The sequence below is a fragment of the Streptomyces sp. CB01881 genome (assembly GCF_002953255.1).
Classification (GTDB): Bacteria; Actinomycetota; Actinomycetes; order Streptomycetales; family Streptomycetaceae; genus Kitasatospora.
Map to the genome: position 1 here is coordinate 8,218,492 of NZ_CP026498.1, position 23,700 is coordinate 8,242,191.

Sequence of the window (23,700 nt, forward strand, 5' to 3'; positions counted from 1 at the left end):
GGCCCGGACGGTCGTCTGCGTCGGCCCCGACGAGCAGCCGCCGGCCGGCGAGGGCTGGCACCAGGACCCGGACGTCCTGGACACCTGGTTCTCCTCCGGCCTCTGGCCCTTCTCCACCCTCGGCTGGCCGGAGAAGACCCCGGACCTGGAGAAGTTCTACGCGACCGACGTCCTGGTCACCGGCCACGACATCATCTTCTTCTGGGTCGCCCGGATGATGATGTTCGGCCTGTACGCGATGGACGGCCAGGCGCCGTTCAAGACCGTCGCCCTGACCGGCCTGGTCCGCGACGAGTTCGGCAAGAAGATGTCGAAGTCCTCCGGCACCGCCGTGGACCCGCTGGACTGGATGGACGCCTACGGCGCCGACGCCGTCCGCTTCACCCTGGCCCGTGGCGCCAACCCCGGCGCCGACGTGCCGATCGGCGAGGACTGGGTCAAGGGCTCGCGCAACTTCTGCAACAAGATCTGGAACGCGACCCGCTTCGCGCTGATGAACGGCGCCACCGTCGAGGGCCCGCTGCCCGCGCCGGAGGAGCTGACCGCGGTCGACCGCTGGATCCTGTCGCGGCTGAACGCCACCGTCGCCGAGGTGGACGCGCTGTACGACGACTACGAGTTCGCCAAGGTCTCGGACGCGCTGTACCACTTCGCCTGGGACGAGGTGTTCGACTGGTACGTCGAGCTCTCCAAGACCACCCTGGCCAAGGGCGGCGCGCAGGCGGACGCCTCCCGCCGGGTCCTGGGCGAGGTCCTGGACGTCACGCTGCGGCTGCTCCACCCGGTCGTCCCGTTCGTCACCGACACGCTGTGGACCACGCTCACCGGCGCCGAGTCCCTGGTGGTCACCGAGTGGCCGCAGGACAGCGGCTTCCGGGACACCGCGGCCGAGGCCGAGATCGCCACGCTCCAGCAGGTGGTCACCGAGGTCCGCCGGTTCCGCTCGGACCAGGGCCTCCAGCCCGCGCAGAAGGTCCCGGCGCGGCTCGGCCTGGACGGCACCGTGCTGGCCGTCCACGAGGACGCCATCCGCTCGCTGCTGCGCCTGACCCTGCCCGACGACGGCTTCACCGCCACCGCCTCGCTCCCGGTCGCCGGCGCCACGGTGGCGCTGGACCTCTCCGGCACCATCGACGTCGCGGCGGAGCGCAAGCGCCTGGCCAAGGACCTCGCGGCCGCCGAGAAGGAGAAGACCCAGACCACCGCCAAGCTCGGCAACGAGGCGTTCCTCGCCAAGGCGCCGGACGACGTGGTCGCCAAGATCCGCACCCGCCAGGAGGCCGCCGAGGCCGACATCGCCCGGATCACCGCCCAGCTCGCGGCGCTGCCGCAGGCCTGATCCGCACCGGCTCCAGGAGGGGCCGCATCCCGCCGACGCGGGGTGCGGCCCCTCCGGCTTTTCCGGACCGCCCGTCCTTTCCTGCTACTAATAGCTCAATGGCGTTGCTCCCTTCCGGCGAATATTCATCCTGGACCGGGTGAGGTCTTATTCCGCCCGAATTCATTCCGGTCTTGCCCGCGCGGGTTCGCGGAAGTTAGCAGGTCGGATGTGTACGGTGTGCAGGAGTTCCGCTGAGCCGACGGCATCGAACGGGAGGGCATGGAGTGGTGGCGACCAAGGAGTTGGCCGACGAACTGCCTGCTGAGGCGGTCGACGAGGCCAAGGCCCGGGCGGCGATGCTGCTTCTCGCGTTCCGGCACGGAAACCAGCTGGCGTTCGACGAGGCGCTGGACCGGATCCTCGACGAGCACGCGCACCGCGAGGTCACCACCCTGCTCACCTGGATCGCCGCCGAGGCGGTCCGCAAGGCGTACGCGCCCGAGGTCGGCGACCGGGTGCTGCATGCCATGGCCCGCCGCGCCCCGGCCGACACCGCAGCGGTGGACGTGGACGAGGAGACCGCGGACGCGGCCCGGCTGATCGAGGCCGTCGCCGGCGGCCGCGTCTGCGAGGTCCGCGGGCTGGTGGCGGCCACCGCCGACACCACCTTCCTGCTCGGCGGCCTGCTCCAGGGCGTTGCCATGATGCTGCCGTTCCTGCCGGATGGCGAGCTGGCCGAGATCACCGCCGAGCTGCGCCGCCGGCACTGCGGCCCGTGCCCCGAGATCCCCGAGGCCCGGGCCGGGGTCTGACACCCCGTCCCCGGGCCCCGGGCGGGTCGGCCTACGGCATCGCGTGCAGGTGCGCGCCGACGGTGGCCGCGATCCCGCCGCCCGCCTTGGCGTCGTGGTTGGTCGACCAGGTCATCGCCCCGCCGATCCCGGGCCAGGTGGTGTCGGGCCTGAAGGTGCCGCAGTTGGTGCCGGCGGCCAGGCAGTCCAGCGCGTTGTCGACCACGCCCGGGCCGACGTACCCGCCGCCCGCCGCGCTGGTGGAGGCCGGCACGCCGAGCCCGACCTGGTCGGGCCGCAGCCCGCCCTTGAGCTGGATGCAGGCCAGCGCCGTCAGGAAGTTCTCGGTGCCCTGCCCGTACACCTGGCCGTCGCAGCCGAGCATCGTGCCGGAGTTGTAGTACTGCATGTTGACGATGGTGAGGACGTCCTTCACGTTCAGCGCCAGCTTGAAGTACTCCGTCCCGGTCGACTGCATGTCGATGGTCTGCGGCGCCATGGTGAGCACGAACCCGCTGCCGGCCTTCGCCGCCAGCGTGTGCAGCGCCTGGCCCAGGTAGGTGGCGCTGACCCCGTTCTCCAGGTCGATGTCGATCCCGTCGAACCCGTAGCCCTGCATCAGCGACCAGGCGGTGTCGGCGAAGGTGGTGGCGGAGGCGGAGCTGTTGACGGAGACGGTGCCGTTCTGGCCGCCGACCGAGAGGACGACTTTCTTCCCGGCCGCCTTCTTGGCCGCGATGTCCGCCTTGAACTGCGCCTCGGTGTAGCCGCCGAGCCGCGAGGAGAGCGTCGGGTCCAGGGTGAAGGCCAGGCCGCCGGGTGTGCTGGTGGCGTCCGCGAAGGAGACCGCGATGATGTCGTACGCGGCCGGAACGTCGCTGATCCGCTGGACGGTGGCGCCGTTGTCGAAGTTCTGCCAGTAGCCGGTGAGGATGTGCTTGGGCAGGCCCGGCGGACGGCCGGTCGGGGTGGCGGTGGGGGGCGCGGTGCCGGTCGGCGAGGCGGTCACGGTGGTGGTCGTCGTCGGGGAGGGCGTGGGGGTGGTGGAGCTGGGGGAGGGCTTCGGGTCGCCCGGGCCGACCAGCGAGACGTCGTCGGCCAGGAAGGCGGGCTGCCCGTACCAGCCGTGCAGGTAGACGGTGACGCTGGTGGTGTTCGCCCCGGTGGTGAAGGTGGTGCCCAGCTTGGCGTACCCGGTGGAGCTGGTCCAGGTGCTGGGATCGGTCCCGCCGGTGCCGCGGGCGCCCAGGTAGACGTACGAGCCCTGGACCCAGCCGCTCAGCGTGTACGTCGAGGACGGCTTCACGGCGACGGTCTGGACGCACTCGCCGGTGTCGCCGGCGCCCGGGGCGGAACGCAGCGCGAACGAGCCGGAGTGGACGGTGGCGGTCTCGGGCACGGCGGCGGAGCAGGTCCAGCCGGTGAGGTGGTTGCCGGACTCGAAGCCGCCGTTGGTGATCAGGTCGATGTCGGCGGCCTGGGCGCCGGTACCGCCGGCGAGGACGAGGCCGCTCAGGCCCAGGGCGATCGCGGTGGCCCCGGCGAGCAGGCCGTGGAGGGCGCGCGGGCGCGCGGGCGCGCGGGTCGGGCAGGTGGCATGACTCCATCTCCTGTGGGGGAGGCCGGGCGGCTCGCGTGGGGGGAGCCGCCCGGGTGTCGATGGTGTGCGTGCGGGAGCTACCGACAATTCAAGTCCCCATCAGGGAAGGAGACTTGCCTCACAAGGTGGAGTAGACCAATCCGGCTGTCAAGAGGACGGGGCCTCAGGCGGCCGCCGGCACCGGCTGTTCGGACAGCCGCGCGGTCAGGGCGGCGATCCGCGCGGAGGCCAGCCCGTCGCCGTACGGGCTCGGGGTGGCGGCCAGCCGGGCGAGCCGCTCGGGGGAGTCGGCCAGCCAGTCGGCGGCCAGGTCGCCCAGCCCGGGGCCGGGCGGGACGAGCGCGGCGAAGCCCGCGTCCACCGCCTCCGGGCGCTCGGTGGAGCGGCGGACGACGAGCAGGGGGCGGCCGAGTACGGTGCACTCCTCCTGGACGCCGCCGGAGTCGGAGACCAGCAGCGCGGCGTGCCGGGCCAGGCCGAGGAACTCCGCGTAGCCGACCGGTCCGGTGGCGGCGATCCGCGCGAGCAGGCCGTCGAGGGCGAACCGCTCGACGGCGGCCCGGGTGTGCGGGTGCATCGGGAACAGCACCGGCGTCCTGGCCCGGGCGATCCGGTCCAGCTCGGTGAGGACGGCGCGGAGCGCCCCGGCGGTGTTGGTGTTCTCCGGCCGGTGCACGGTGGCCAGCACGTAGCCGTCCGGCGCGACCCCGTGGGCCGCGAGCAGCGCGGCCCGGGCGTCCCCGTCGGGCAGCCGGCGGCGGACCACCTCGACCACGGTGTTCCCGGTGAGGGCGATCCGCTCCTCGTCCAGCGACTCGGCGCGCAGGTTGGCGGCGTTCCCGGTGGTGGCGGCGCAGAGCAGGTCGGCGACGTGGTCGACCATCACCCGGTTGTGCTCCTCGGGCACCGCCCGGTCGAAGCTGCGCAGCCCGGCCTCGACGTGCACCAGCGGGATCCCGCGGGCGCCGGCGGCGAGCGCACCGGCGAGGGTGGCGTTGGTGTCGCCCTGGACGACGACGGCGGCGGGCCGGTCCTCGGCGAAGGCCGCGTCGAGCTGGCCGAGCGACTGGGCGATCTGGCCGGCCCGGGGGCGGCCGCCGACACCGGTCAGCAGCTCCGGGCGGGGCGGGCCTTGCCGGCCGGGCGGTAGTGCGGCGAGCGCAGCACCCGCCCGGTGTAGCGCAGGCACTGCATGTCGCCCTGGGCCCACCGGGTGCGCTGGGTGAGGAAGCGCCGGAGCGAGACCAGCCCCTCCTGGGACACCCGCCTCGGTGATGTGCGTCAACCGCCAGCCGGCGAGCCGCAGTTCGAGCCCGGACTCGTAGTCCTCCAGCAGCGCCCGCTCCGGCCAGGGGCGGCCTGCGCGGCCCTCCTCGGCGGTGAGCGAGTCCAGTGCGGAGAGCCGGAGGAACTGGCCGTTGCCGCCGAGGCCGACGGAGCCGGTGCCCCGGCGCAGCAGCTGCATGCCGGCGTTGTTGGCCTGGAACTCGACGTCCTGCATCCGCACCAGGGCGCGGGCCCGCGCGTTGGCGAACCGGCCCCGCCCGGGCAGCGGCCGCTCGTCGTCGGCGTTGCGCATCCGGACGCCGATCTGCACGGCGCCGGTGTCCGGGCGGCCGGGCGCCTTCCCGTTGCAGACCTGGGCGAGGGTGCCCGGGTCGAGCCGGCCGTCGGCGTCGACGACGCCGATCACCACGCGGGAGCGGTCGGTGCCCTCGGGCAGCCGGGCGGAGATCTCGCGGTAGGCGGCGTTGAGGGCGGCGCCCTTGCCGATCCGGGCGTGCGGGCGGCGGCGCTGGACGAGGTGGAGCCGGTCGTCCCGGTCGGCGGCGGTCAGGACCAGGGCGCGGGTGGCGTCCTCGCTGTCGTCGTCGATCACCCACAGGTGCGCCCCGGGGGCGGAGTGCCGCAGCCCGTCCAGGGTCTGGACGACCGCGGCCTCCTCGTCGCGGCAGGGGACGGCCAGGTGCCACTCGAAGGCGGCCGGGTCGCCGGGTTCGGCGGGCCGGTTGCTCCGGAAGGCGTGCCGGGAGCCGGCCCAGTACACGAGGAAGCGTCCGAAGACGAGGGCCATGTAGCCGACGAGTGCCAGCGAGACCAGTCCGGCTAACCGGACGATGCCGTCCTGCCGGAACACGATCCAGTCGTGCAGGGTGTCGAGCATGGCGCGGTTTCTCCTCGTGATCAAAGGTTGGCGACTCCTGACGATTGCGAATCGATGCTTCATTGCGGCTCAAATTCGCTGAATCAATAGTAAAGGGGGCAAACTAGAAAATTAGGGCAAAGTGGCCGTTCTCACCCCGTGAGGACGGCCCGCCAGCGCTCCGTAGACTGTGGTCGTGAGCGACAAGGCCGACCCGAACCCGTACACCCTCCGCCCCGCCGACGCCGGCCCCGGCGACGCCCTGCGCGACGTCGAGATCGAGCTCTCCGAGCGCTGGCCGGAGAACAAGCTGGAGCCCTCGCTCGACCGGATCGAGGCGCTGATGGACATCCTGGGCCAGCCCCAGCGGTCCTTCCCCTCCATCCACATCACCGGCACCAACGGCAAGACCTCCACGGCCCGGATGATCGAGCAGCTGCTCAACACCTTCGAGCTGCGCACCGGCCGCTACACCAGCCCGCACGTGGAGTCCGTCACCGAGCGGATCAGCCTCGACGGTGCCCCGATCACCCCCGAACGGTTCGTCGAGGTCTACCGCGACATCGAGCCGTACGTGCAGATGACCGACGCGCAGCAGCCCGTCCCGATGTCCTTCTTCGAGGTGCTGACCGGCATGGCGTACGCCGCCTTCGCCGACGCCCCGGTGGACGTCGGCGTGATCGAGGTCGGCATGGGCGGCTCCTGGGACGCCACCAACGTGATCGACGCCGCCGTCGCGGTGATCACCCCGATCGGCCTGGACCACACCGACAAGCTGGGCGGCACCACCGGCGAGATCGCGGTCGAGAAGTCCGGGATCATCAAGACCGGCACCGTCGCCGTCGTCGCCCAGCAGCAGCTGGACGCCGCGCAGTCCATCCTGCGCCGCGCCGTCGAGGTGGACGCCACCGTGGCCCGCGAGGGCATGGAGTTCGGCGTGATCCGCCGTGAGGTCGCCATCGGCGGCCAGCTGGTGACGCTGCGCGGGCTCGGCGGCGAGGAGTACGAAGACGTCTTCATCCCGCTGCACGGCGCCCACCAGGCGCAGAACGCCGCGCTGGCGCTGGCCGCCGTCGAGGCCTTCTTCGGTGTCGGCGGCGCGCGCGGCGGGCAGCTCGACGTCGACAAGGTCCGCCAGGCCTTCTCCGGCGTCGCCTCGCCGGGCCGGCTGGAGGTCGTCCGCCGCAGCCCGACGATCCTCCTCGACGCCGCCCACAACCCGAACGGCGCCCAGGCCACCGTCGCCGCGATCGGCGAGGCCTTCGGCTTCACCCGGCTGGTCGGCGTGATCGGCACCAGCGGCGACAAGGACGTGGCCGGCCTGCTGGAGGCCTTCGAGCCGATCCTGGCCGAGGTCGTCATCACCCAGAACTCCACCCACCGCGCGATGGACGTGGACGCCCTGGCCGCCCTGGCCGTCGAGATCTTCGGCGAGGACCGCGTCCAGGTCGAGCCCCGGCTCGACGACGCCATCGCCGCCGCCGTCACCCTCGCCGAGGAGGAGGGCGACCTCGGCGGTGCCGGGGTGCTGGTCACCGGTTCGGTCATCACGGTGGGCGAGGCCCGCCTGCTCCTCGGGAGGAAGTGACGATGAGGACGCTCTGCTCCTCGACGCTGATCGGCGAGGCGTTGCTGGCGATGTTCGCGGGGTTGGTGGCGATGCAGCTCTCCGACATCCCGACGGCCACCGTCTGGACCGTCACGGGCGTCGTCATGGCCCTGTGCATCGCACTCTGCGGCATGATCAACCGGCCGGGCGCGGTCGCCCTCGGCTGGGCGCTGCAGATCGGCCTGATCGCCAGCGGCTTCATCCTGCCGACCATGTTCGCCCTCGGAGTGGTCTTCGCCGGCCTGTGGTGGTGCTCGGTGCACTACGGCCGCAGGATCGACGAGTTCAAGGCCGCCCGCGCCGCTGCCCAGGTGGCCTAGACCAGGCCCCGGGCGGGCGGCCGGAGCCGCCGCTCACGCAAGGTAACCTCTGCGGTAGTCGCACTCCGCGCCACGAACCGAGTGCAAGCCGAACCGATTTCCCAGGAGACGCACCGTGTCCCAGCGCACTCTCGTCCTGCTCAAGCCCGACGCCGTCCGCCGCGGCCTGGCCGGCGAGATCATCAGCCGCATCGAGCGCAAGGCCGGCTGGCGCCTCGCCGCCGTCGAGCTGCGCACCTTCGACCGGGCGACGCTGGAGCAGCACTACGCGGAGCACGTCGGCCGCCCGTTCTACGAGCCGCTGCTGGAGTTCATGACCTCCGGCCCGTCCATCGCGCTGATCGTCGAGGGCGAGGAGGTCGTGCCCGGCATCCGCATGCTGGCCGGGGCGACCAACCCGCTGGAGGCCGGCGCCGGCACCATCCGCGGCGACTACGCGACGATCACCCGCGAGAACCTGATCCACGCCTCCGACTCCCCGGAGTCCGCCGAGCGCGAGATCAAGATCTTCTTCCCGGCGCACGCCTGAGAACCACCACGGGCGAAACGCCCGAGGGACCTTCGGGTGCCCCGGCCGGGACCATTGGCCCGGCCGGGGCATTCTTATCGTGAAATAGGGAACTGGGGGTGCCGACACGGCGTCCCAATGCCCGGAGAAGCGATCACGCTCCGGACAATGGACGGTATGCCCCACGCCGACGTCCGTACTGGCCGACGTGACTACGATGGACGCGACTCAAGGGCCCGGTACGGCTGGTCAGCTGTTTTCCGCCCAAGCCGTGGGCGCATGCTTCTCGTCCACCCCCGCTAATGACTCCGAGCCCGGGAAGGCACCTACACCCCATGGCAACCAACCTGTCGTTCATCGGCCGCGACCTGGCGATCGACCTCGGAACCGCCAACACGCTGGTGTACGTCAGGGGCAAGGGGATCGTCCTCAACGAGCCGTCCGTCGTCGCGGTCAACACCAACACCGGCGGAATCCTGGCGGTCGGCTCCGAGGCCAAGAAGATGATCGGCCGCACCCCGGGCAACATCGTCGCCATCCGCCCGCTCAAGGACGGCGTGATCGCCGACTTCGAGATCACCGAGCGGATGCTCCGCTACTTCATCCTCAAGATCCACCGCCGCCGCTACCTGGCCCGCCCCCGGGTCGTGGTCTGCGTGCCCTCCGGCATCACCGGGGTCGAGCGCCGCGCCGTCATCGAGGCCTCCTCGCAGGCCGGCGCGCGCCAGGTGCACATCATCGAGGAGCCGATGGCCGCCGCGATCGGTGCCGGCCTGCCCGTCCACGAGGCCACCGGCAACATGGTCGTCGACATCGGCGGCGGCACCACCGAGGTCGCCGTCATCTCGCTCGGCGGCATCGTCACCGCCCAGTCCATCCGGGTCGCCGGCGACGAACTGGACAACGCCATCGTCCAGCACATCAAGAAGGAGTACTCGCTGCTCCTGGGCGAGCGCAGCGCCGAGCAGATCAAGATGAGCATCGGCTCCGCCTTCGGGCTGGAGGGCGAGAAGGACGAGCACGCCGAGATCCGCGGCCGCGACCTGGTCAGCGGCCTGCCCAAGACCGTCGTCATCTCCGCCGCCGAGGTCCGCGAGGCCATCGACGAGCCGGTCAACTCCATCATCGACGCCGTCAAGACCACCCTCGACCAGTGCCCGCCCGAGCTGGCCGGCGACGTCATGGACCGCGGCATCGTCCTCACCGGCGGCGGCGCCCTGCTGCGCGGCCTGGACGAGCGGCTGCGCCGCGAGACCGGCATGCCGATCCACATCGCCGAGAACCCGCTCGACTCGGTCGCCCTCGGCTCCGGCAAGTGCGTCGAGGAGTTCGAGGCGCTCCAGCAGGTACTCGACGCCCAGCCGCGCCGTTAGCACAACCGACGAAACCCGTAACTCAACTGAACGGCCCACCGCCCGGGCCCCACGGCCCGGGTGGGCGGCCAGGTACGAAGGGGCAGTACCAGCACCGTGAGGGACACACGAGAGAGCCGGCTGCTGCTCATCCTGCTGGTGGCCGTCGCCTTCGCGCTGATCACCGTGGACATCAAGGGCGGTGAGAGCTCCCCGCTCGGCGGCGCCCGCCGCGCCGCGGCCGGCGTCCTCGGCCCGGTCGAGCGCGGCGCCGCCACCGCGGTCGACCCGGTGGCCGACACCGTCCGCGCCTTCCGCGACGCCGCCACCCACAGCGGCCGCACCGACCAGCTCGCCCGCGAGAACACCGAGCTGCGCCAGAAACTGGCCTCCTCCGACGCGGCCGGCGCCCGCACCAAGCAGCTCGACGACCTGCTGCGCACCGCCGGCGCCGGCGGATACACCGTCAAGGCCGCACAGGTCATCGCGATCGGCCCGGCCCAGGGCTTCTCCTGGACCATCACCGTCGACGCCGGCAGCGACGACGGCCTGACCCGGGACATGACCGTGATCAACGGTCAGGGCCTGGTCGGCCGGATCACCACCGTCGCCCCGACCACCTCCACCGTGCTGCTCGCCTCCGACCCCGGCTTCAGCGCCGGCGCCCGGCTGGAGAGCAGCGGCGAGATCGGCTTCGCCTCCGGCGGCGGCACCAGCGCCATGAAGGTCTCCCTGCTCAACGGCAAGGCCCAGGTGAAGGAGGGCGACCGGATGGTCACCTTCGGCTCGCAGAGCGGCCGCCCGTTCGTGCCCGGCGTCCCGGTCGGCAAGGTCGTCCAGGTCGAGGCCAACCCCGGCCAGCTCACCAAGACCGTCCTGGTCGAGCCCTTCGTCCAGTTCACCCGGCTCGACCTGGTCGGCGTGGTGGTGGTACCGCCGCGCACCGACCCGCGTGACGCCGTCCTGCCGCCCGCGCCCGCCCCGCAGGGCCAGGCACCCGCGGCCCCCGCCGCACCGCCCGCCAAGCCCTCCGGGGGGAACTGAGCCATGCGCCTCGCCCGCATCCCCGTCTCCGCCGTCCTCGTCCTGCTCGGCCTGATCCTCCAGGTCAGCGTCTTCGGCCGGCTCCAGCTTCCGGGCGCCACCCCGGACATACTGCTGCTCGTCGTGGTCGGCCTGGCCATGGTCTACGGCCCGACCGGCGGCTGCCTGGTCGGCTTCGCGGCCGGCCTGCTCGCCGACCTCGCACCGCCCTCCGACCACGCCATCGGCCGCTACGCCCTGGTGCTCTGTCTGATGGGCTACGCCGCCGGGCTGCTGCGCCCCGACCACGGGCGCCAGCGCTCGGTCTCCAGCGCGCTGCTGGTGGTGGCCGCCGCGGCGGTCGCCTCGACGCTGCTGTACGCGGTGGTCGGCGCCCTGGTCGGCGACACCGCCGCCCGCCACGTCGGCCTCGGCAGCCTGGTGGTCACCGCCCTGCTGTACGACCTGCTGCTGGCGCCGTTCGTGGTGCCCGTGGTGATGCTGGTCGGGCGCCGCTTCGGGAAGGACCCGGTGGCCGCCGCCGCCGGGGACGACGAGGGCGGACCGGGCCTGGGCACGCTGGCCCGCTACCGCACCACCCGTGAGGCGTCGTCCGGGCCGGGCTACCGGAAGAAGCGCTCGCTCGGCTTCGCCAAGCGCCCGTGACACCGCGCGCGTGACACCGTGCCCGTGACACCCCGCGCCTGCAAGGCCCTTCGCGCCCGCAACGCCCTTCGCGTCCGCAAGGCCCTTCGCGCCCGCAACACCCCGACCCCCTTGTCCGGACCCCCGCACTCTGGAGCGCACGAGACGTGAGCAACATCCCCGAGACCGGCCGTACCCGGCGGGTGACGATCCGTCTGGTGGTGCTGCAGATCCTGGTGCTGTCGCTGCTCGCCACCCTCGGCGGACGGCTCTGGTACCTGCAGATCCGCAACGCCAGCGTCTACACCGCCAAGGCGACCGGCAATCACATCCGCGAGGTGGTCGAGCCCGCCGTGCGCGGCGAGATCCTCGACGCCTCCGGCCGCATCCTGGCCGGCAACGAGACCCGGCTGGTGGTCTCCGTCAGCCGCACCTCGCTGCTCCAGCAGAAGGACGGCGGCAAGGCGGTGCTGAGCCGGCTCGCCGAGGTGCTCGGCATGCCGGCCAAGGACGTCCAGGAGAAGGTCCGGCTCTGCGACGCCAAGACGCAGCAGCCCTGCTGGAACGGGTCGCCCTACCAGCCGATCCCGGTCACCAAGGAGGCGACCACCCAGCAGGCGCTGCAGATAATGGAGCGCCGCGAGGACTTCCCCGGGGTGACCGCGCAGCCCACCGCCGTGCGCCACTACACCGGCGTCGAGGGTGCCAACATGGCCCAGGTGCTCGGCTACCTCTCGCCGGTCACCGACGAGGAGGTCTCCAAGACGGCCGACAAGAGCGGTCTCGACCGCTACCTGCCGGCCGACCAGATCGGCCGGGCCGGCCTGGAGTCGGTGTACGACCGCGACCTGCGCGGCACCGCCGGGATCACCAAGCTGGAGGTCGACAACCTCGGCCGGGTGATCGGCACCGCCGGCACGGTCGAGCCGCAGACCGGCAACAACCTGGTGACCAGCATCGACGCCCGGGTGCAGAAGGTCGTCGAGGACAACCTCGTGCAGGCGATGAACGACGCCCGCAAGACCTTCGACAAGGTGACCAACCGCAACTACGAGGCCGACTCCGGCGCCGCCGTCGTGATGGACGTGCACACCGGGCGGATCGTCGCGATGGCCAGCGCCCCGACCTACGACCCCAACCTGTGGCAGGGCGGCATCTCGGGCAAGGACTACCAGGCACTGACCAGCAAGGAGTCCAACTTCCCGCTGCTGAACCGGGCCATACAGGGTCAGTCCGCCCCCGGCTCGACCTTCAAGGTCATCTCCACCACCGCCGCCGTGCAGGCCGGTTACTCGCTGGACGGGCGGTACGACTGCCCGAAGAGCCTGACCATCGGCGGCCGCGAGTTCAAGAACTTCGAGAGCGAGAACTTCGGCCCCATCTCCCTGGAGAAGGCGCTGGAGGTCTCCTGTGACACCGTCTTCTACGGCCTGGCGTACGACCAGTGGATGAAGGACGGCGGCATCAAGCCGAAGAAGGACCCGGCGGACTGGTTCTACAAGACCGCCCACCAGTTCGGCCTCGGCGCCAAGACCGGCATCGACCTGCCCAGCGAGGTCACCGGCCGGGTGCCGGACCGTCAGTGGAAGCAGTCCTTCTACGACAACAACAAGGACGCCTGGTGCAAGCAGGCGGAGAAGGGCGGCAACACCTTCTCCGACCAGATCGCCCGGGAGAACTGCGTCGACGGCTACCAGATGCGCGCCGGCGACTCGGTCAACTTCGCGATCGGCCAGGGCGACACGCTCGTCACCCCGATCCAGATGGCCCGGATCTACTCGGCGCTCTCCAACGGCGGCACCTTCTACCGCCCGACCGTCGCCAAGGCGGTGATAAGCCCGGGCGGGGATCTCGTCCGCGAGATCGCCCCGCACGAGGACGCCAAGTTCCCCGGCGACCAGAAGCTGCTGAGCTACATCGACCAGGCCACCGCCGGCGTCGTCACCGGCGGCACCGCCGCCTGGAAGTTCACCGGCGCCGGCTGGCCGCAGGGCAAGATCGAGCTGCACGCCAAGACCGGCACCGCCGAGGTCGAGGGCAAGCAGACCACCTCGTGGCTGACCACCTACAGCGGCGACTACGCGGTCGTGATGACGATAAGCCAGGGTGGCACCGGCTCCGGCGGTTCCGGTGACGCGATCCGCCGGATCTACCAGGCGCTGTACGGCGTGGACGACAAGGGCAACGTCGACGGCGGCAAGGCGCTGCTGCCCAAGCCGCAGGCCGAGCTGCCGAAGTTCAACCCGGACGGTACCGCGATCGTCAAGCCGGCCGCGTACTCCCCGGCCGCCCAGGGCGACCCGGGCGTGACCGGCAGCTCTCCGCGGGTCTTCCTCGACCCGGCGCAGCCTTCCGGCCCGGTGACCCCGCTCACCGCGGTGGACGCCGCCCTCGAACCGGCCCGGAGCACGGGAAGGAGCCGCGCATGAGTTCCTACGGGTCGTACCGGCAGCTGCGGCTGGCCCCGCAGCGCAGAGGGGTGTCGAAGGCCCTCGCCAAGGACTCCCCGCTCTGGCGGATCGACTGGATACTGCTGCTGTCCGCACTGGTGCTCTCGCTGGGCAGCTCGCTGCTGGTCTGGTCGGCCACCCGCGGGCGGGACTCGCTGACCCACGGCGATCCGCAGTACTTCCTCTTCCGGCACCTCACCAACGTGGTGATCGGGATGGTGCTGTGCGCGGTGGTGATAGGGATAGGGAGCCGCCGCTTCCGCACGGTGGTGCCGTTCCTGTACGCCGGCGTGATCCTGCTGCTGGCGGCCACGCTGAGCCCGCTCGGCTCGACCATCAACGGCCAGCACTCCTGGATCCAGCTCGGCGGCGGATTCTCCGTCCAGCCGGCCGAGTTCGCCAAGCTGGCGATCGTGCTGGCGATGGCCGTGGTGCTGTCGGACCAGGTGGACGCGGGGGAGCGGGAGTTCCCCTCGAACCGGGCGGTGTTCCGCGGGCTGGTCTGGGCCACGGTGCCGATGGCCGTCGTGATGCTGATGCCGGACGCCGGGTCGGTGATGGTGATGGCCGTCATCGTGCTGGGCATCCTGCTGGGCTCCGGCGCGGCCAACCGCTGGGTCTTCGGGCTGATCCTGGCCGGGGTCGGTGGCTGTGTGGCGATCTGGAAGCTCGGGGTGCTGAGCAAGTACCAGATCGACCGCTTCGCCGCCTTCGCCAACCCGGCGCTGGACCCGTCGGGCGTGGGCTACAACACCGCCCAGGCCCGGATCGCGATCGGCTCGGGCGGGCTCACCGGCAAGGGGCTCTTCCACGGGACGCAGACCACCGGGCAGTTCGTGCCGGAGCAGCAGACCGACTTCGTCTTCACGGTCGCCGGCGAGGAGCTCGGCTTCCTCGGGGCGATGGCGATCATCGTGCTGCTCGGTGTGGTGCTCTGGCGGGGCTGCCGGATCGCCCGGCAGGCCACCGACCTCTACGGGACGATCGTGGCGGCCGGGGTGGTCGCCTGGTTCGCCTTCCAGGGCTTCGAGAACATCGGGATGTGCCTGGGCATCATGCCGGTGGCCGGCATCCCGCTGCCGTTCGTCTCGTACGGCGGGTCGTCGATGTTCGCGACCTGGGTGGCGATCGGGCTGTTGCAGGCGGTGCAGAGCCAACGGCCGATAGCGGCCTGAGCACGGTGACCGGGGCCGGTCCGGGGGCACTCCCCGGGCCGGCCCCGTCGTCTGCCGGCATGGGCGGCCCCCTGCGGCCCCGTGCGCGGCCCGGGGCCCGCAGGCCGGGGACGCGACCGCGACCCGGGACCGCGGCGCGGCGGGGAGTCAGCCGGACAGCACGCAGTCGGCCGTGGTCAGGACCGCCCGGGCCTGGTGCGCCACCTGGGTCTCCACCGGCACCCAGCGGGCGCCGAGCCGGTCCAGCCCCACCAGCCCCACCAGCCCCGCCGCCACGACGGCCCGGGCCTGCGCCCGGGCCGCCTCCACCGCCGGGCCGCCCGTGTCGGCGAGCAGCCGCAACAGCATCGAGGCGATCCGCAGCGGAAGCCGCTCCGCGACGATCCGGGCCGTGGTCACCCGGGAGACCGAGAGCGGGGCGGCGCACCACCCGGTCCGCAGCTCGTCCACCAGCAGCGGGCAGACCCGCAGGTTGAACTCGGCGGCGCGCAGCAACGGCCCGTACGCCGGGCCGGCATGGGCGGGAACCAGCGGCAGCAGCCCGCCCAGCACCTCCACCCGGGCACCCGACGGCGGCGCGGGCCTGCGGGTGCGGCCCGCCGTCGCGGACCTCCTCGACGGCCCACATCGGCACCTCCAGCACGGCCGTCACCCCGCCGTACGGGCCGCGTGCGACCAGGTGGAGAGCTCGGGCCGGTCCGGCAGGACCAGCGAGCCGGCACCCGGCGCCGGCATCACGTACGCACCGGGGGCCGGACGGTCCCAGCCCACCGCGTCGTAGGAGTCGACGTCCAGCGGGATGCCGCCGCGCGCCACCGACCGGGCGAACCGCTCCGGCAGGCCCGCGGCGGGCCGGGTCAGCTGGACGAACGCACCGCCGAAGTCCACCCCGTGCAGCGAACACTGGAGCACCGGACGCAGCTCGTCGATCAGCCCGGTCAGCGCCAGGCTCTCCGGCAGCGGCGGGCGGCCGCCGTCCGGCGGCGGCAGCAGCTCGGGCTGCTCGTCGAAGGACGGCCGGAAGAAGTGCTCGTAGTGCCGCGCGGCGGTCAGCGGGCCGCCCAGCCAGCCCTCGTTCAGCGCGGCGCCGTCCGGGTCCAGGCAGAGCAGGACGTGCCAGGCCACCCCCGGCCGAGGCGGCAGCTCCAGCACCCGCTCGGCCAGGCGCAGCGCGGACGCCACCCCCACCGGCTCGTTGGGGTGCGGCCCGCCGACCACCAGGACGGCACGCTCGCCCTCGTCGACCGAGAGCACGACCAGCGGTCGGCCGGCCCGGGAGCGTCCCACCTCGCGCAGCCGGCAGCGCTCCGGGCGCAGCCGGGCCAGCCGCCGCGCGGCCGCGACCGCACGGGCCACCGTCGGGTACCCCGTCGCGTCCCGGTGCGGCACTGCGGTCAGGGGCGGCCGGGACCGCCGGCGGTGCCGTCGTGCATGGTCAACTTCCTTGTCCCGGTGGCGAGCTGGGGATTCGGGCAGGGCTCTGACAGTACGGCACGGTCCGTCCGGGGCTGTCAACGGTCGGTGAGCAGGGCCGCGCGCCCGCGGGCGGGCCCCGAGGCCCGGCCGGGCGGCCCGCGGATTCGGCTACCCTTGAGGGTCACCCCCTCCCAGACGCCGCCCGCCGCCCCGACCGGGAGTCGATGCGCGCGGCACCGCTCAAGCTCGTAAGGGTTCCTAGTACATGACTGTCGAATCGGTCTTCCCACGCCTGGAGGCCCTCCTCCCGCACGTCCAGAAGCCGATCCAGTACGTCGGCGGCGAGCTGAACTCGACCGTCAAGGACTGGGACGCCTGCGACGTCCGCTGGGCGCTGATGTACCCCGACGCCTACGAGGTGGGCCTGCCCAACCAGGGCGTCATGATCCTCTACGAGGTGCTCAACGAGCGCGAGGGCGTGCTGGCCGAGCGGACCTACAGCGTCTGGCCGGACCTCGAGGCGCTGATGCGCGAGCACGACGTCCCGCAGTTCACCGTGGACGCCCATCGTCCGGTGAAGGCCTTCGACGTCTTCGGGCTCTCCTTCTCCACTGAGCTCGGCTACACCAACATGCTGACCGCGCTCGACCTCGCGGGCATCCCGCTGGAGGCGAAGGACCGCACCGACGAGGACCCGATCGTGCTGGCCGGCGGCCATGCGGCGTTCAACCCCGAGCCGATCGCGGACTTCATCGACTGCGCGGTCGTCGGCGACGGCGAGCAGGCCGTGCTGGACATCACCGAGCTGATCCGCGGCTGGAAGGCCGAGGGCCGCCCGGGTGGGCGCGACGAGCTGCTGCTGCGCCTGGCCCGCACCGGCGGGGTGTACGTGCCCAAGTTCTACGACGTGGAGTACCTGGCCGACGGCCGGATCGGCCGTGTCGTGCCGAACGCGCCCGGGGTGCCGTGGCGGGTCTCCAAGCACACCGTCATGGACCTCGACGAGTGGCCCTACCCGAAGCAGCCGCTGGTCCCGCTCGCCGAGACCGTGCACGAGCGGATGTCCGTCGAGATCTTCCGCGGCTGCACCCGCGGCTGCCGCTTCTGCCAGGCCGGCATGATCACGCGCCCCGTGCGGGAGCGAAGCATCACCGGCATCGGCGAGATGGTGGAGCGCGGGCTCAAGGCGACCGGCTTCGAGGAGGTCGGCCTGCTGTCGCTGTCCAGCGCCGACCACACCGAGATCGGTGACATCGCCAAGGGCCTGGCGGACCGCTACAGCGAGGACAAGATCGGCCTGTCGCTGCCGTCCACCCGCGTCGACGCCTTCAACATCGACCTCGCCAACGAGCTGAGCCGCAACGGCCGCCGCTCGGGCCTCACCTTCGCCCCCGAGGGCGGCAGCGAGCGCATGCGCAAGGTGATCAACAAGATGGTGTCGGAGGAGGACCTCATCCGCACCGTCGCCACCGCGTACGGCAACGGCTGGCGCCAGGTGAAGCTGTACTTCATGTGCGGCCTGCCCACCGAGACCGACGAGGACGTGCTCCAGATCGGCGAGATGGCGAAGAACGTCATCCAGAAGGGCCGCGAGGTCACCGGCCAGAACGACATCCGCTGCACCGTCTCCATCGGCGGGTTCGTGCCCAAGCCGCACACGCCGTTCCAGTGGGCCCCGCAGCTCTCCGCCGAGGACACCGACGCCCGCCTGGCCAAGCTGCGCGACTCCATCCGCGGCGACCGCAAGTACGGCAAGAACATCGGCTACCGCTACCACGACGGCAAGCCCGGCATCGTCGAGGGCCTGCTCTCCCGCGGCGACCGCCGGATCGGCGCCGTCATCCGCGCGGTCTACGAGGACGGCGGCCGCTTCGACGGCTGGCGCGAGCACTTCTCCTACGACCGCTGGATGGCCTCGGCCGAGAAGGGCCTGGCCGGCACCGGCGTCGACGTCGACTGGTACACCACCCGCGAGCGCACCTACGAGGAGGTGCTGCCCTGGGACCACCTGGACAGCGGCCTCGACAAGGACTGGCTCTGGGAGGACTGGCAGGACGCCCTCGAAGAGGTCGAGGTCGACGACTGCCGCTGGACCCCGTGCTTCGACTGCGGGGTGTGTCCTCAGCTCGGACTCGACATCCAGGTGGGCCCCACCGGCAAGAAGCTGCTGCCGCTGACGGTCGTCAAGTAGTTCCCGCGCCTCCTGCGACCCCCGTCCGGATCCCTCCGGGCGGGGGTCGTCGTGTCCGGGCTGACCAGGGGCGGAGCGAGCGGTCCGGCCGGGCGCGTACCCTTTGAGGTGACAGAGTCCGGCCAGCGGTGCACAGACGCCGTGCCGGACGGGGACAACTGACTAAGGACTGAGCGACTCTGGCACGCCGTACGCCCGACGGTCCGCCGCCCGCGCCGACGGTGCAGCGGATCCGTCTCCGCTACACCAAGCGCGGCCGGCTCCGCTTCACCAGCCACCGCGACTTCCAGCGCGCCTTCGAGCGCGCCCTGCGCCGGTCGGCCGTGCCGATGGCCTATTCGGCAGGCTTCACCCCGCACCCGAAGGTGTCCTACGCCAACGCCGCTCCGACCGGGGTGGCGAGCGAGGCGGAGTACCTGGAGATCGGGCTCGCCGCGGTCCGCGACCCGGAGGGGCTGCGTGCGCAGCTCGACGAGTCGCTGCCCGGCGGCCTGGACGTCATCGACGCCGTCGAGGTCCGGACGCCGAACTTCGTGGAGCGCCTGGAGGCCTCCGAGTGGCAGGTCCGCCTGGACGGTGTCACCCGGGAGGAGGCGGCCCGCGCGGCCGGGCTCTTCCTGGCCGAGGAGCGGGTCGAGGTCGAACGCCTCACCAAGAACGGCGTGCGGGTCTTCGACGCGCGCGGCGCGGTGGCGGCGCTGGAAATCCTCCCGCCGCAGGTCGACGGCGGTGCGGACGCGGAGGGTGATGGGGCCCGCGATGTTCGGACCGGCCGTCCCTGTGCGATACTGCGCCTGGTAGTACGACACGCCACACCCGCCGTACGACCCGACGACGTATTGTCCGGTCTCCGTGCGACGGCCGACCTGGCGCCGCCGGTCCCCGCAGAGGTGACCAGGCTGGCGCAGGGGCCGCTCGACGAGGAGACCGGCACGGTGACCGACCCGCTGGCGCTCGACCGCGCCGCGGCCCCGGCCGGCCCAGTGGCGGCCGGCGAGCCGCGCGCAACCGCGTCCGCCTAGCGGGCGGAGGCCGGGGCCAGTACCCACTGGGCCCGCTGGTCCTCCAGGCCCCCGCAGCTCCCCAGGGGAGCGAGCGTCGTCGAAGCACAGGCCGGCCTCTTGTGGCCCGCCGACCCCGATGGTCGGCGGGCCCGAGGACCCCGTCCGGGAGCCACCCGGGGTTGGGGGACGGCGAAGCTTGGGAAAACCTCAGAAGACTGGTCAGACCAGAAGACTTTCGACACCCCGCCGAGGGCGGGGCGCCGAGCGAGACTACGAGCCCCTGTGCGGCCTCGCGTCCGCACGGCGGCACCGGGAAAGGGTCCGGCCCGAGCATCCATCGGGATGCCGGCCGGCCATCGGTGCCCTGCCGTGCCTGGATACGGAGCCCGGGGGCCTGACGGGAGATCCACCCGCATGCTCGATAACACCGATCCGCAGCAGTCTGCGGCAACGGAACAGAACGAGTCCGCCGTCACCGGTGGCGAGGGCGCGTCCGCCGCGCCGCCGCGCCGCCGTCGCCGGGCGGTGTCCCGCCCGGCGGGCACCCCGCAGGGAGCGGCTGCCGAGGCCGCCGAGACGGTGATCCCGGCCGAGACGCCGGCCGCGGCGCCCGCTGCCGAGGCCGCGCCCGCCGAGGCCGAGCCGGTCGCGGAGAAGCCGGTCCGGGCCCGCCGGACCCGCAAGCGTGCCGAGGCGCCCGCCGGGGCGCCGGAGGCCACCCCGGTCGTCGTGACCGCGCCGGAGGCCGCCGAGGCCGCTTCCGTGCAGGCGCCGGCCACCGAGGCCGAGCCGGCCGCGGAGAAGCCCGCCCGGGCCCGCCGGACCCGCAAGCGTGCCGAGGCGCCGGTCAGCGCGCCCGCCGCCGAGGAGCCGGCCGTCGAGGCCGCGCCCGTCGAGGCGCCCGCCGCCGTCGAGGCCGCGCCCGCCGAGGAGGCCCCGGCCGCGCCGGCCCGCCGTGCCCGCCGCCGCCGCGTGGTCGAGGCCGCGCCGGTCGCCGAGGAGACCCCGGCCGAGGAGCCGGCCGCCGAGGAGACGCCCGCCGAGGAGGAGGCCGAGGTCGTCGCGCCCGAGCCGGCCGCCGCGCCGGAGCCCGCCCCGGCCCCTGTGGCCGGCGCCGCCGAGCCGCCGCAGCGGGTGCGCCGCCGTGCGGTCCGCCCGTCCACCGCGATCTTCCAGGCCCCGGTCTTCCAGGAGCCGGCCCCCTACGCCGCCCCGGCCGCGCAGCCCGCCGCCGAGGCCGCCGCCGACGCGCCGGCTCCGGCCGAGACCCCGGCCCCGGCCGCGGCTGTGCAGGCCACCGAGGCCGAGGACGAGTTCGAGTACAGCGGCGTCGGCCGTCGTCGTCGCACCCGCACCCAGGTGCGGGTGCAGACCCCGTCCCGCCGCAAGGCCGCCGCCCAGGCCGCCCAGGCCGTCCAGGCCGCGCCGGCTGCGCCGGTCGCGCCGGTCGTCGAGGAGCCGGTCCCGGCGCCCGCCGTGGAGGCCCCGGCCGCCGTCGAGGCGCCCGCCGCCACCGGCCCGGAGGCCGAGGACGAGTGGGAGGACGGCCGTCCGTCCCGCCGTCGCCGTCGGGGCGGCCGCCGCCGCCGTCGTGGCGAGGCCGAGGAGTTCGAGGCCGAGACGGCCGAGGCCGAGCAGCCCGTCGGGGAGCCGGCCGCCGTCGAGGACGAGGAGGGCGAGGAGGAGGACGACCTGTCCGCCGGCCTGGCCTCGTCCCGTCGTCGTCGTCGCCGTCGCCGCCGCAGCGGTGAGGCCGGCGCCACCGAGGCCGCCGAGACCACCGAGGACGGCGTCCGCACGGTGGTGAAGGTGCGCGAGCCGCGCCGCCGTTCCACCGAGCCGTCGTTCGACCCGGACGAGGTGCAGTCCATCAAGGGCTCCACCCGCCTGGAGGCGAAGAAGCAGCGCCGTCGCGAGGGCCGCGAGCTGGGCCGCCGCAGGGTGCCGATCATCACCGAGGCCGAGTTCCTGGCCCGCCGCGAGTCGGTCGAGCGCGTCATGGTGGTGCGCCAGAACGGCCAGCGCACCCAGATCGGCGTCCTTGAGGACGGCGTGCTGGTCGAGCACTACGTCAACAAGGAGCAGGCCACCTCGTACGTCGGCAACGTCTACCTGGGCAAGGTCCAGAACGTGCTGCCGTCGATGGAGGCCGCCTTCGTCGACATCGGCAAGGGCCGCAACGCGGTGCTGTACGCCGGCGAGGTCAACTTCGGCTCGCTGGGCGGCCACGGCGGCCCGCGCCGGATCGAGTCGGTGCTGAAGTCCGGCCAGTCCGTGCTGGTGCAGGTCTCCAAGGACCCGATCGGCCACAAGGGCGCCCGCCTGACCAGCCAGATCTCGCTGCCCGGCCGCTACCTGGTGTACGTGCCCGAGGGCTCGATGACCGGCATCTCCCGCAAGCTGCCGGAGAACGAGCGGGCCCGCCTGAAGCAGATCCTCAAGAAGATCGTCCCGGACGACGCGGGCGTCATCGTGCGCACCGCCGCCGAGGGCGCCTCCGAGGAGGAGCTGACCCGCGACGTCCAGCGCCTCCAGCAGCAGTGGGAGGACATCCAGAAGAAGGCCGCGACCGGCAACGCCCCCGCGCTGCTGTACGGCGAGCCGGACATGACCGTCCGGGTCGTCCGCGACATCTTCAACGAGGACTTCACCAAGGTCATCGTCTCCGGCACCGAGGCGTGGAACACCATCCACGACTACGTCTCCAACGTGGCCCCGGACCTCACCGAGCGGCTCCAGCGGTGGACCTCCGAGGTGGACGTCTTCGCCACCTACCGGATCGACGAGCAGCTGATGAAGGCGCTGGACCGCAAGGTCTGGCTGCCCAGCGGCGGTTCGCTGGTGATCGACCGCACCGAGGCGATGGTCGTCATCGACGTCAACACCGGCAAGTTCGTCGGCCAGGGCGGGAACCTTGAGGAGACCGTCACCCGGAACAACATCGAGGCGGCCGAGGAGATCGTGCGCCAGCTGCGGCTGCGCGACCTCGGCGGCATCATCGTGATCGACTTCATCGACATGGTGCTGGAGTCCAACCGCGACCTGGTGCTGCGCCGCCTGCTGGAGTGCTTGGGCCGGGACCGGACCAAGCACCAGGTGGCCGAGGTCACCTCGCTGGGCCTGGTGCAGATGACCCGCAAGCGGGTCGGCCAGGGCCTGCTGGAGTCCTTCTCCGAGCCCTGCGTGCACTGCAACGGCCGCGGCGTGATCGTCCACATGGAGCAGCCGAGCAGCCACGTGCACGCTCCGGCGGCTCCGGCCGTCGAGGCGGGCGCGGGCGGCGGCAAGCGCCGGCGCCGGGGCAAGGGCGGGGCGTCCCAGGAGGAGCTCCAGGCCGCCGCCGAGGCGGGCGTGGAGGCCGTCGAGGCGGCCACCGAGGCGCCCGAGCGCGAGGAGATCGAGGGCCAGCTGGCGATCGAGGTGCCGGCGCCCGAGGCCCCGGCCGAGGTCGTCGCCGAGCCGGTGGCCGAGGCCGCCGCCGAGGCGCCGGCCCAGCCGAGCCTGGTCGAGATCCCGGCCGCCCCCGCGGCGCCCGCCGGCCGCACCCGCCGTCGCGCGGTGCGCAAGGCGACGGCTCCGGCCGGTGCGCCCGCCGAGGCCGAGATCGTGGTGCTCCAGGCGCGGGCCGACGCGGCGCTGGAGGCGGCCTTCTCGGCCGCCGAGGCGCCGGCCGAGGCTCCGGTCGAGGCTCCGGCCGAGACGCCCGCCGAGGCCCAGCCGGTCGCCGAGGCTCCGGCCGAGGCCGCCGCCGAGGCCGCCGAGGTCGTCGAGGCCCCCGCGGAGGCTCCGGCCGAGGAGGCGCCGGCGCCGAAGAAGCGGGCCGCGCGCAAGACCGCTGCGAAGAAGACGGCCGCCAAGAAGACCACGGCGGCCGCCGCGAAGAAGACCACCGCCCGCAAGACCGCCACCAAGCGGACCAGCGCGGCGGCCAAGAAGGCCGCGGCCGCCGAGGGTGATTCGGCAGCCGAGTAGTGCCCGCGGTCCGGGGGCGGGTCACCGCCCGCCCCCGGGCCCGTACGGTCCGGTTTGCCCCTGCGGCGGCCGGTCCGTATTCTTGACCCTCGGCGTGTCTACGCCTTGCTCCCGAGCACATCACCTTCCGGGCCCTCGTCAGAGGTGTCAGGGAGAGGCCCCTGTGTCCGTACCCAGGTG

17 protein-coding genes are annotated in these 23,700 nt (G+C 72.9%); 13 read left to right on the forward strand and 4 right to left on the reverse strand.

Features of this window, described 5'->3' with window-relative positions:
* The coding region (locus C2142_RS25850; protein WP_148645915.1) for a class I tRNA ligase family protein at positions 1-1,339 on the forward strand (1,339 nt) is incomplete at its 5' end.
* 266 nt (positions 1,340-1,605) lie between these two features.
* Positions 1,606-2,133, forward strand: coding sequence for a hypothetical protein (locus tag C2142_RS25855; protein WP_153882820.1), 528 nt, complete (start codon positions 1,606-1,608; stop codon positions 2,131-2,133).
* 31 nt (positions 2,134-2,164) lie between these two features.
* Here C2142_RS25855 and C2142_RS25860 read toward each other — a convergent pair whose 3' ends face one another.
* Both C2142_RS25860 and wecB read right to left on the reverse strand, forming a co-directional pair.
* Entirely contained in the window at positions 2,165-3,640 is a 1,476-nt protein-coding gene (locus C2142_RS25860) for a glycosyl hydrolase family 18 protein (RefSeq protein WP_241003271.1), read from the reverse strand.
* A gap of 235 nt (positions 3,641-3,875) precedes the next feature.
* Positions 3,876-5,876 carry a UDP-N-acetylglucosamine 2-epimerase (non-hydrolyzing) gene (gene wecB, locus C2142_RS42025; RefSeq protein ID WP_346766394.1) on the reverse strand — a complete coding sequence of 667 codons (2,001 nt, stop codon included), beginning with the start codon at positions 5,874-5,876 and terminating at the stop codon, positions 3,876-3,878.
* Positions 5,877-6,051: 175 nt separating this feature from the next.
* Here wecB and C2142_RS25875 point away from each other — a divergent pair, with 175 nt between their 5' ends.
* From C2142_RS25875 to rodA, 8 genes are all read left to right on the forward strand, one after another.
* Positions 6,052-7,443: a folylpolyglutamate synthase/dihydrofolate synthase family protein gene (locus C2142_RS25875; RefSeq protein WP_148645162.1), complete on the forward strand. Its 1,392-nt coding sequence runs from the start codon at positions 6,052-6,054 to the stop codon at positions 7,441-7,443.
* Between the two features lie 2 nt (positions 7,444-7,445).
* On the forward strand, positions 7,446-7,784 hold the full coding sequence (locus C2142_RS25880; protein WP_148645163.1) for a DUF4233 domain-containing protein: 339 nt from the start codon (positions 7,446-7,448) through the stop codon (positions 7,782-7,784).
* Between the two features lie 115 nt (positions 7,785-7,899).
* Positions 7,900-8,313: a nucleoside-diphosphate kinase gene (gene ndk, locus C2142_RS25885; protein WP_148645164.1), complete on the forward strand. Its 414-nt coding sequence runs from the start codon at positions 7,900-7,902 to the stop codon at positions 8,311-8,313.
* 326 nt (positions 8,314-8,639) lie between these two features.
* Positions 8,640-9,665, forward strand: a complete 1,026-nt coding sequence (locus C2142_RS25890; RefSeq protein WP_148645918.1) for a rod shape-determining protein — start codon at positions 8,640-8,642, stop codon at positions 9,663-9,665.
* Between the two features lie 96 nt (positions 9,666-9,761).
* The gene (gene mreC, locus C2142_RS25895; RefSeq protein WP_148645165.1) at positions 9,762-10,688 is read left to right on the forward strand and encodes a rod shape-determining protein MreC; all 927 of its coding nucleotides are present in this window, start codon (positions 9,762-9,764) and stop codon (positions 10,686-10,688) included.
* 3 nt (positions 10,689-10,691) lie between these two features.
* Positions 10,692-11,333: a rod shape-determining protein MreD gene (gene mreD / locus C2142_RS25900; RefSeq protein ID WP_148645166.1), complete on the forward strand. Its 642-nt coding sequence runs from the start codon at positions 10,692-10,694 to the stop codon at positions 11,331-11,333.
* A 146-nt stretch (positions 11,334-11,479) separates the two neighbouring features.
* The gene (gene mrdA, locus C2142_RS25905) at positions 11,480-13,741 is read left to right on the forward strand and encodes a penicillin-binding protein 2 (RefSeq protein WP_148645167.1); all 2,262 of its coding nucleotides are present in this window, start codon (positions 11,480-11,482) and stop codon (positions 13,739-13,741) included.
* Positions 13,738-14,937: a rod shape-determining protein RodA gene (gene rodA, locus C2142_RS25910; protein WP_148645168.1), complete on the forward strand. Its 1,200-nt coding sequence runs from the start codon at positions 13,738-13,740 to the stop codon at positions 14,935-14,937. Before mrdA ends, rodA begins: the two co-directional genes overlap by 4 nt.
* A 147-nt stretch (positions 14,938-15,084) precedes the next feature.
* On the opposite strand, the gene C2142_RS40395 is transcribed toward rodA, so the two are convergent.
* Together C2142_RS40395 and C2142_RS40400 are read right to left on the reverse strand one after the other, a co-directional pair.
* Positions 15,085-15,495, reverse strand: coding sequence for a hypothetical protein (locus C2142_RS40395; RefSeq protein WP_241002787.1), 411 nt, complete (start codon positions 15,493-15,495; stop codon positions 15,085-15,087).
* Between the two features lie 90 nt (positions 15,496-15,585).
* Positions 15,586-16,293 carry a M14 family zinc carboxypeptidase gene (locus C2142_RS40400; protein WP_241002788.1) on the reverse strand — a complete coding sequence of 236 codons (708 nt, stop codon included), beginning with the start codon at positions 16,291-16,293 and terminating at the stop codon, positions 15,586-15,588.
* 325 nt (positions 16,294-16,618) lie between these two features.
* On the opposite strand from C2142_RS40400, the gene C2142_RS25920 reads away from it, so the two are divergent.
* The 3 genes from C2142_RS25920 to C2142_RS25930 all read left to right on the forward strand — a co-directional run bounded on the left by C2142_RS25920 (position 16,619) and on the right by C2142_RS25930 (position 23,520).
* Positions 16,619-18,544, forward strand: a complete 1,926-nt coding sequence (locus tag C2142_RS25920) for a TIGR03960 family B12-binding radical SAM protein (RefSeq protein WP_148645169.1) — start codon at positions 16,619-16,621, stop codon at positions 18,542-18,544.
* Between the two features lie 221 nt (positions 18,545-18,765).
* Entirely contained in the window at positions 18,766-19,566 is an 801-nt protein-coding gene (locus C2142_RS25925) for a TIGR03936 family radical SAM-associated protein (RefSeq protein WP_148645170.1), read from the forward strand.
* 396 nt (positions 19,567-19,962) lie between these two features.
* Positions 19,963-23,520 carry an Rne/Rng family ribonuclease gene (locus C2142_RS25930; RefSeq protein ID WP_148645171.1) on the forward strand — a complete coding sequence of 1,186 codons (3,558 nt, stop codon included), beginning with the start codon at positions 19,963-19,965 and terminating at the stop codon, positions 23,518-23,520.
* Positions 23,521-23,700: the final 180 nt, after the last annotated feature.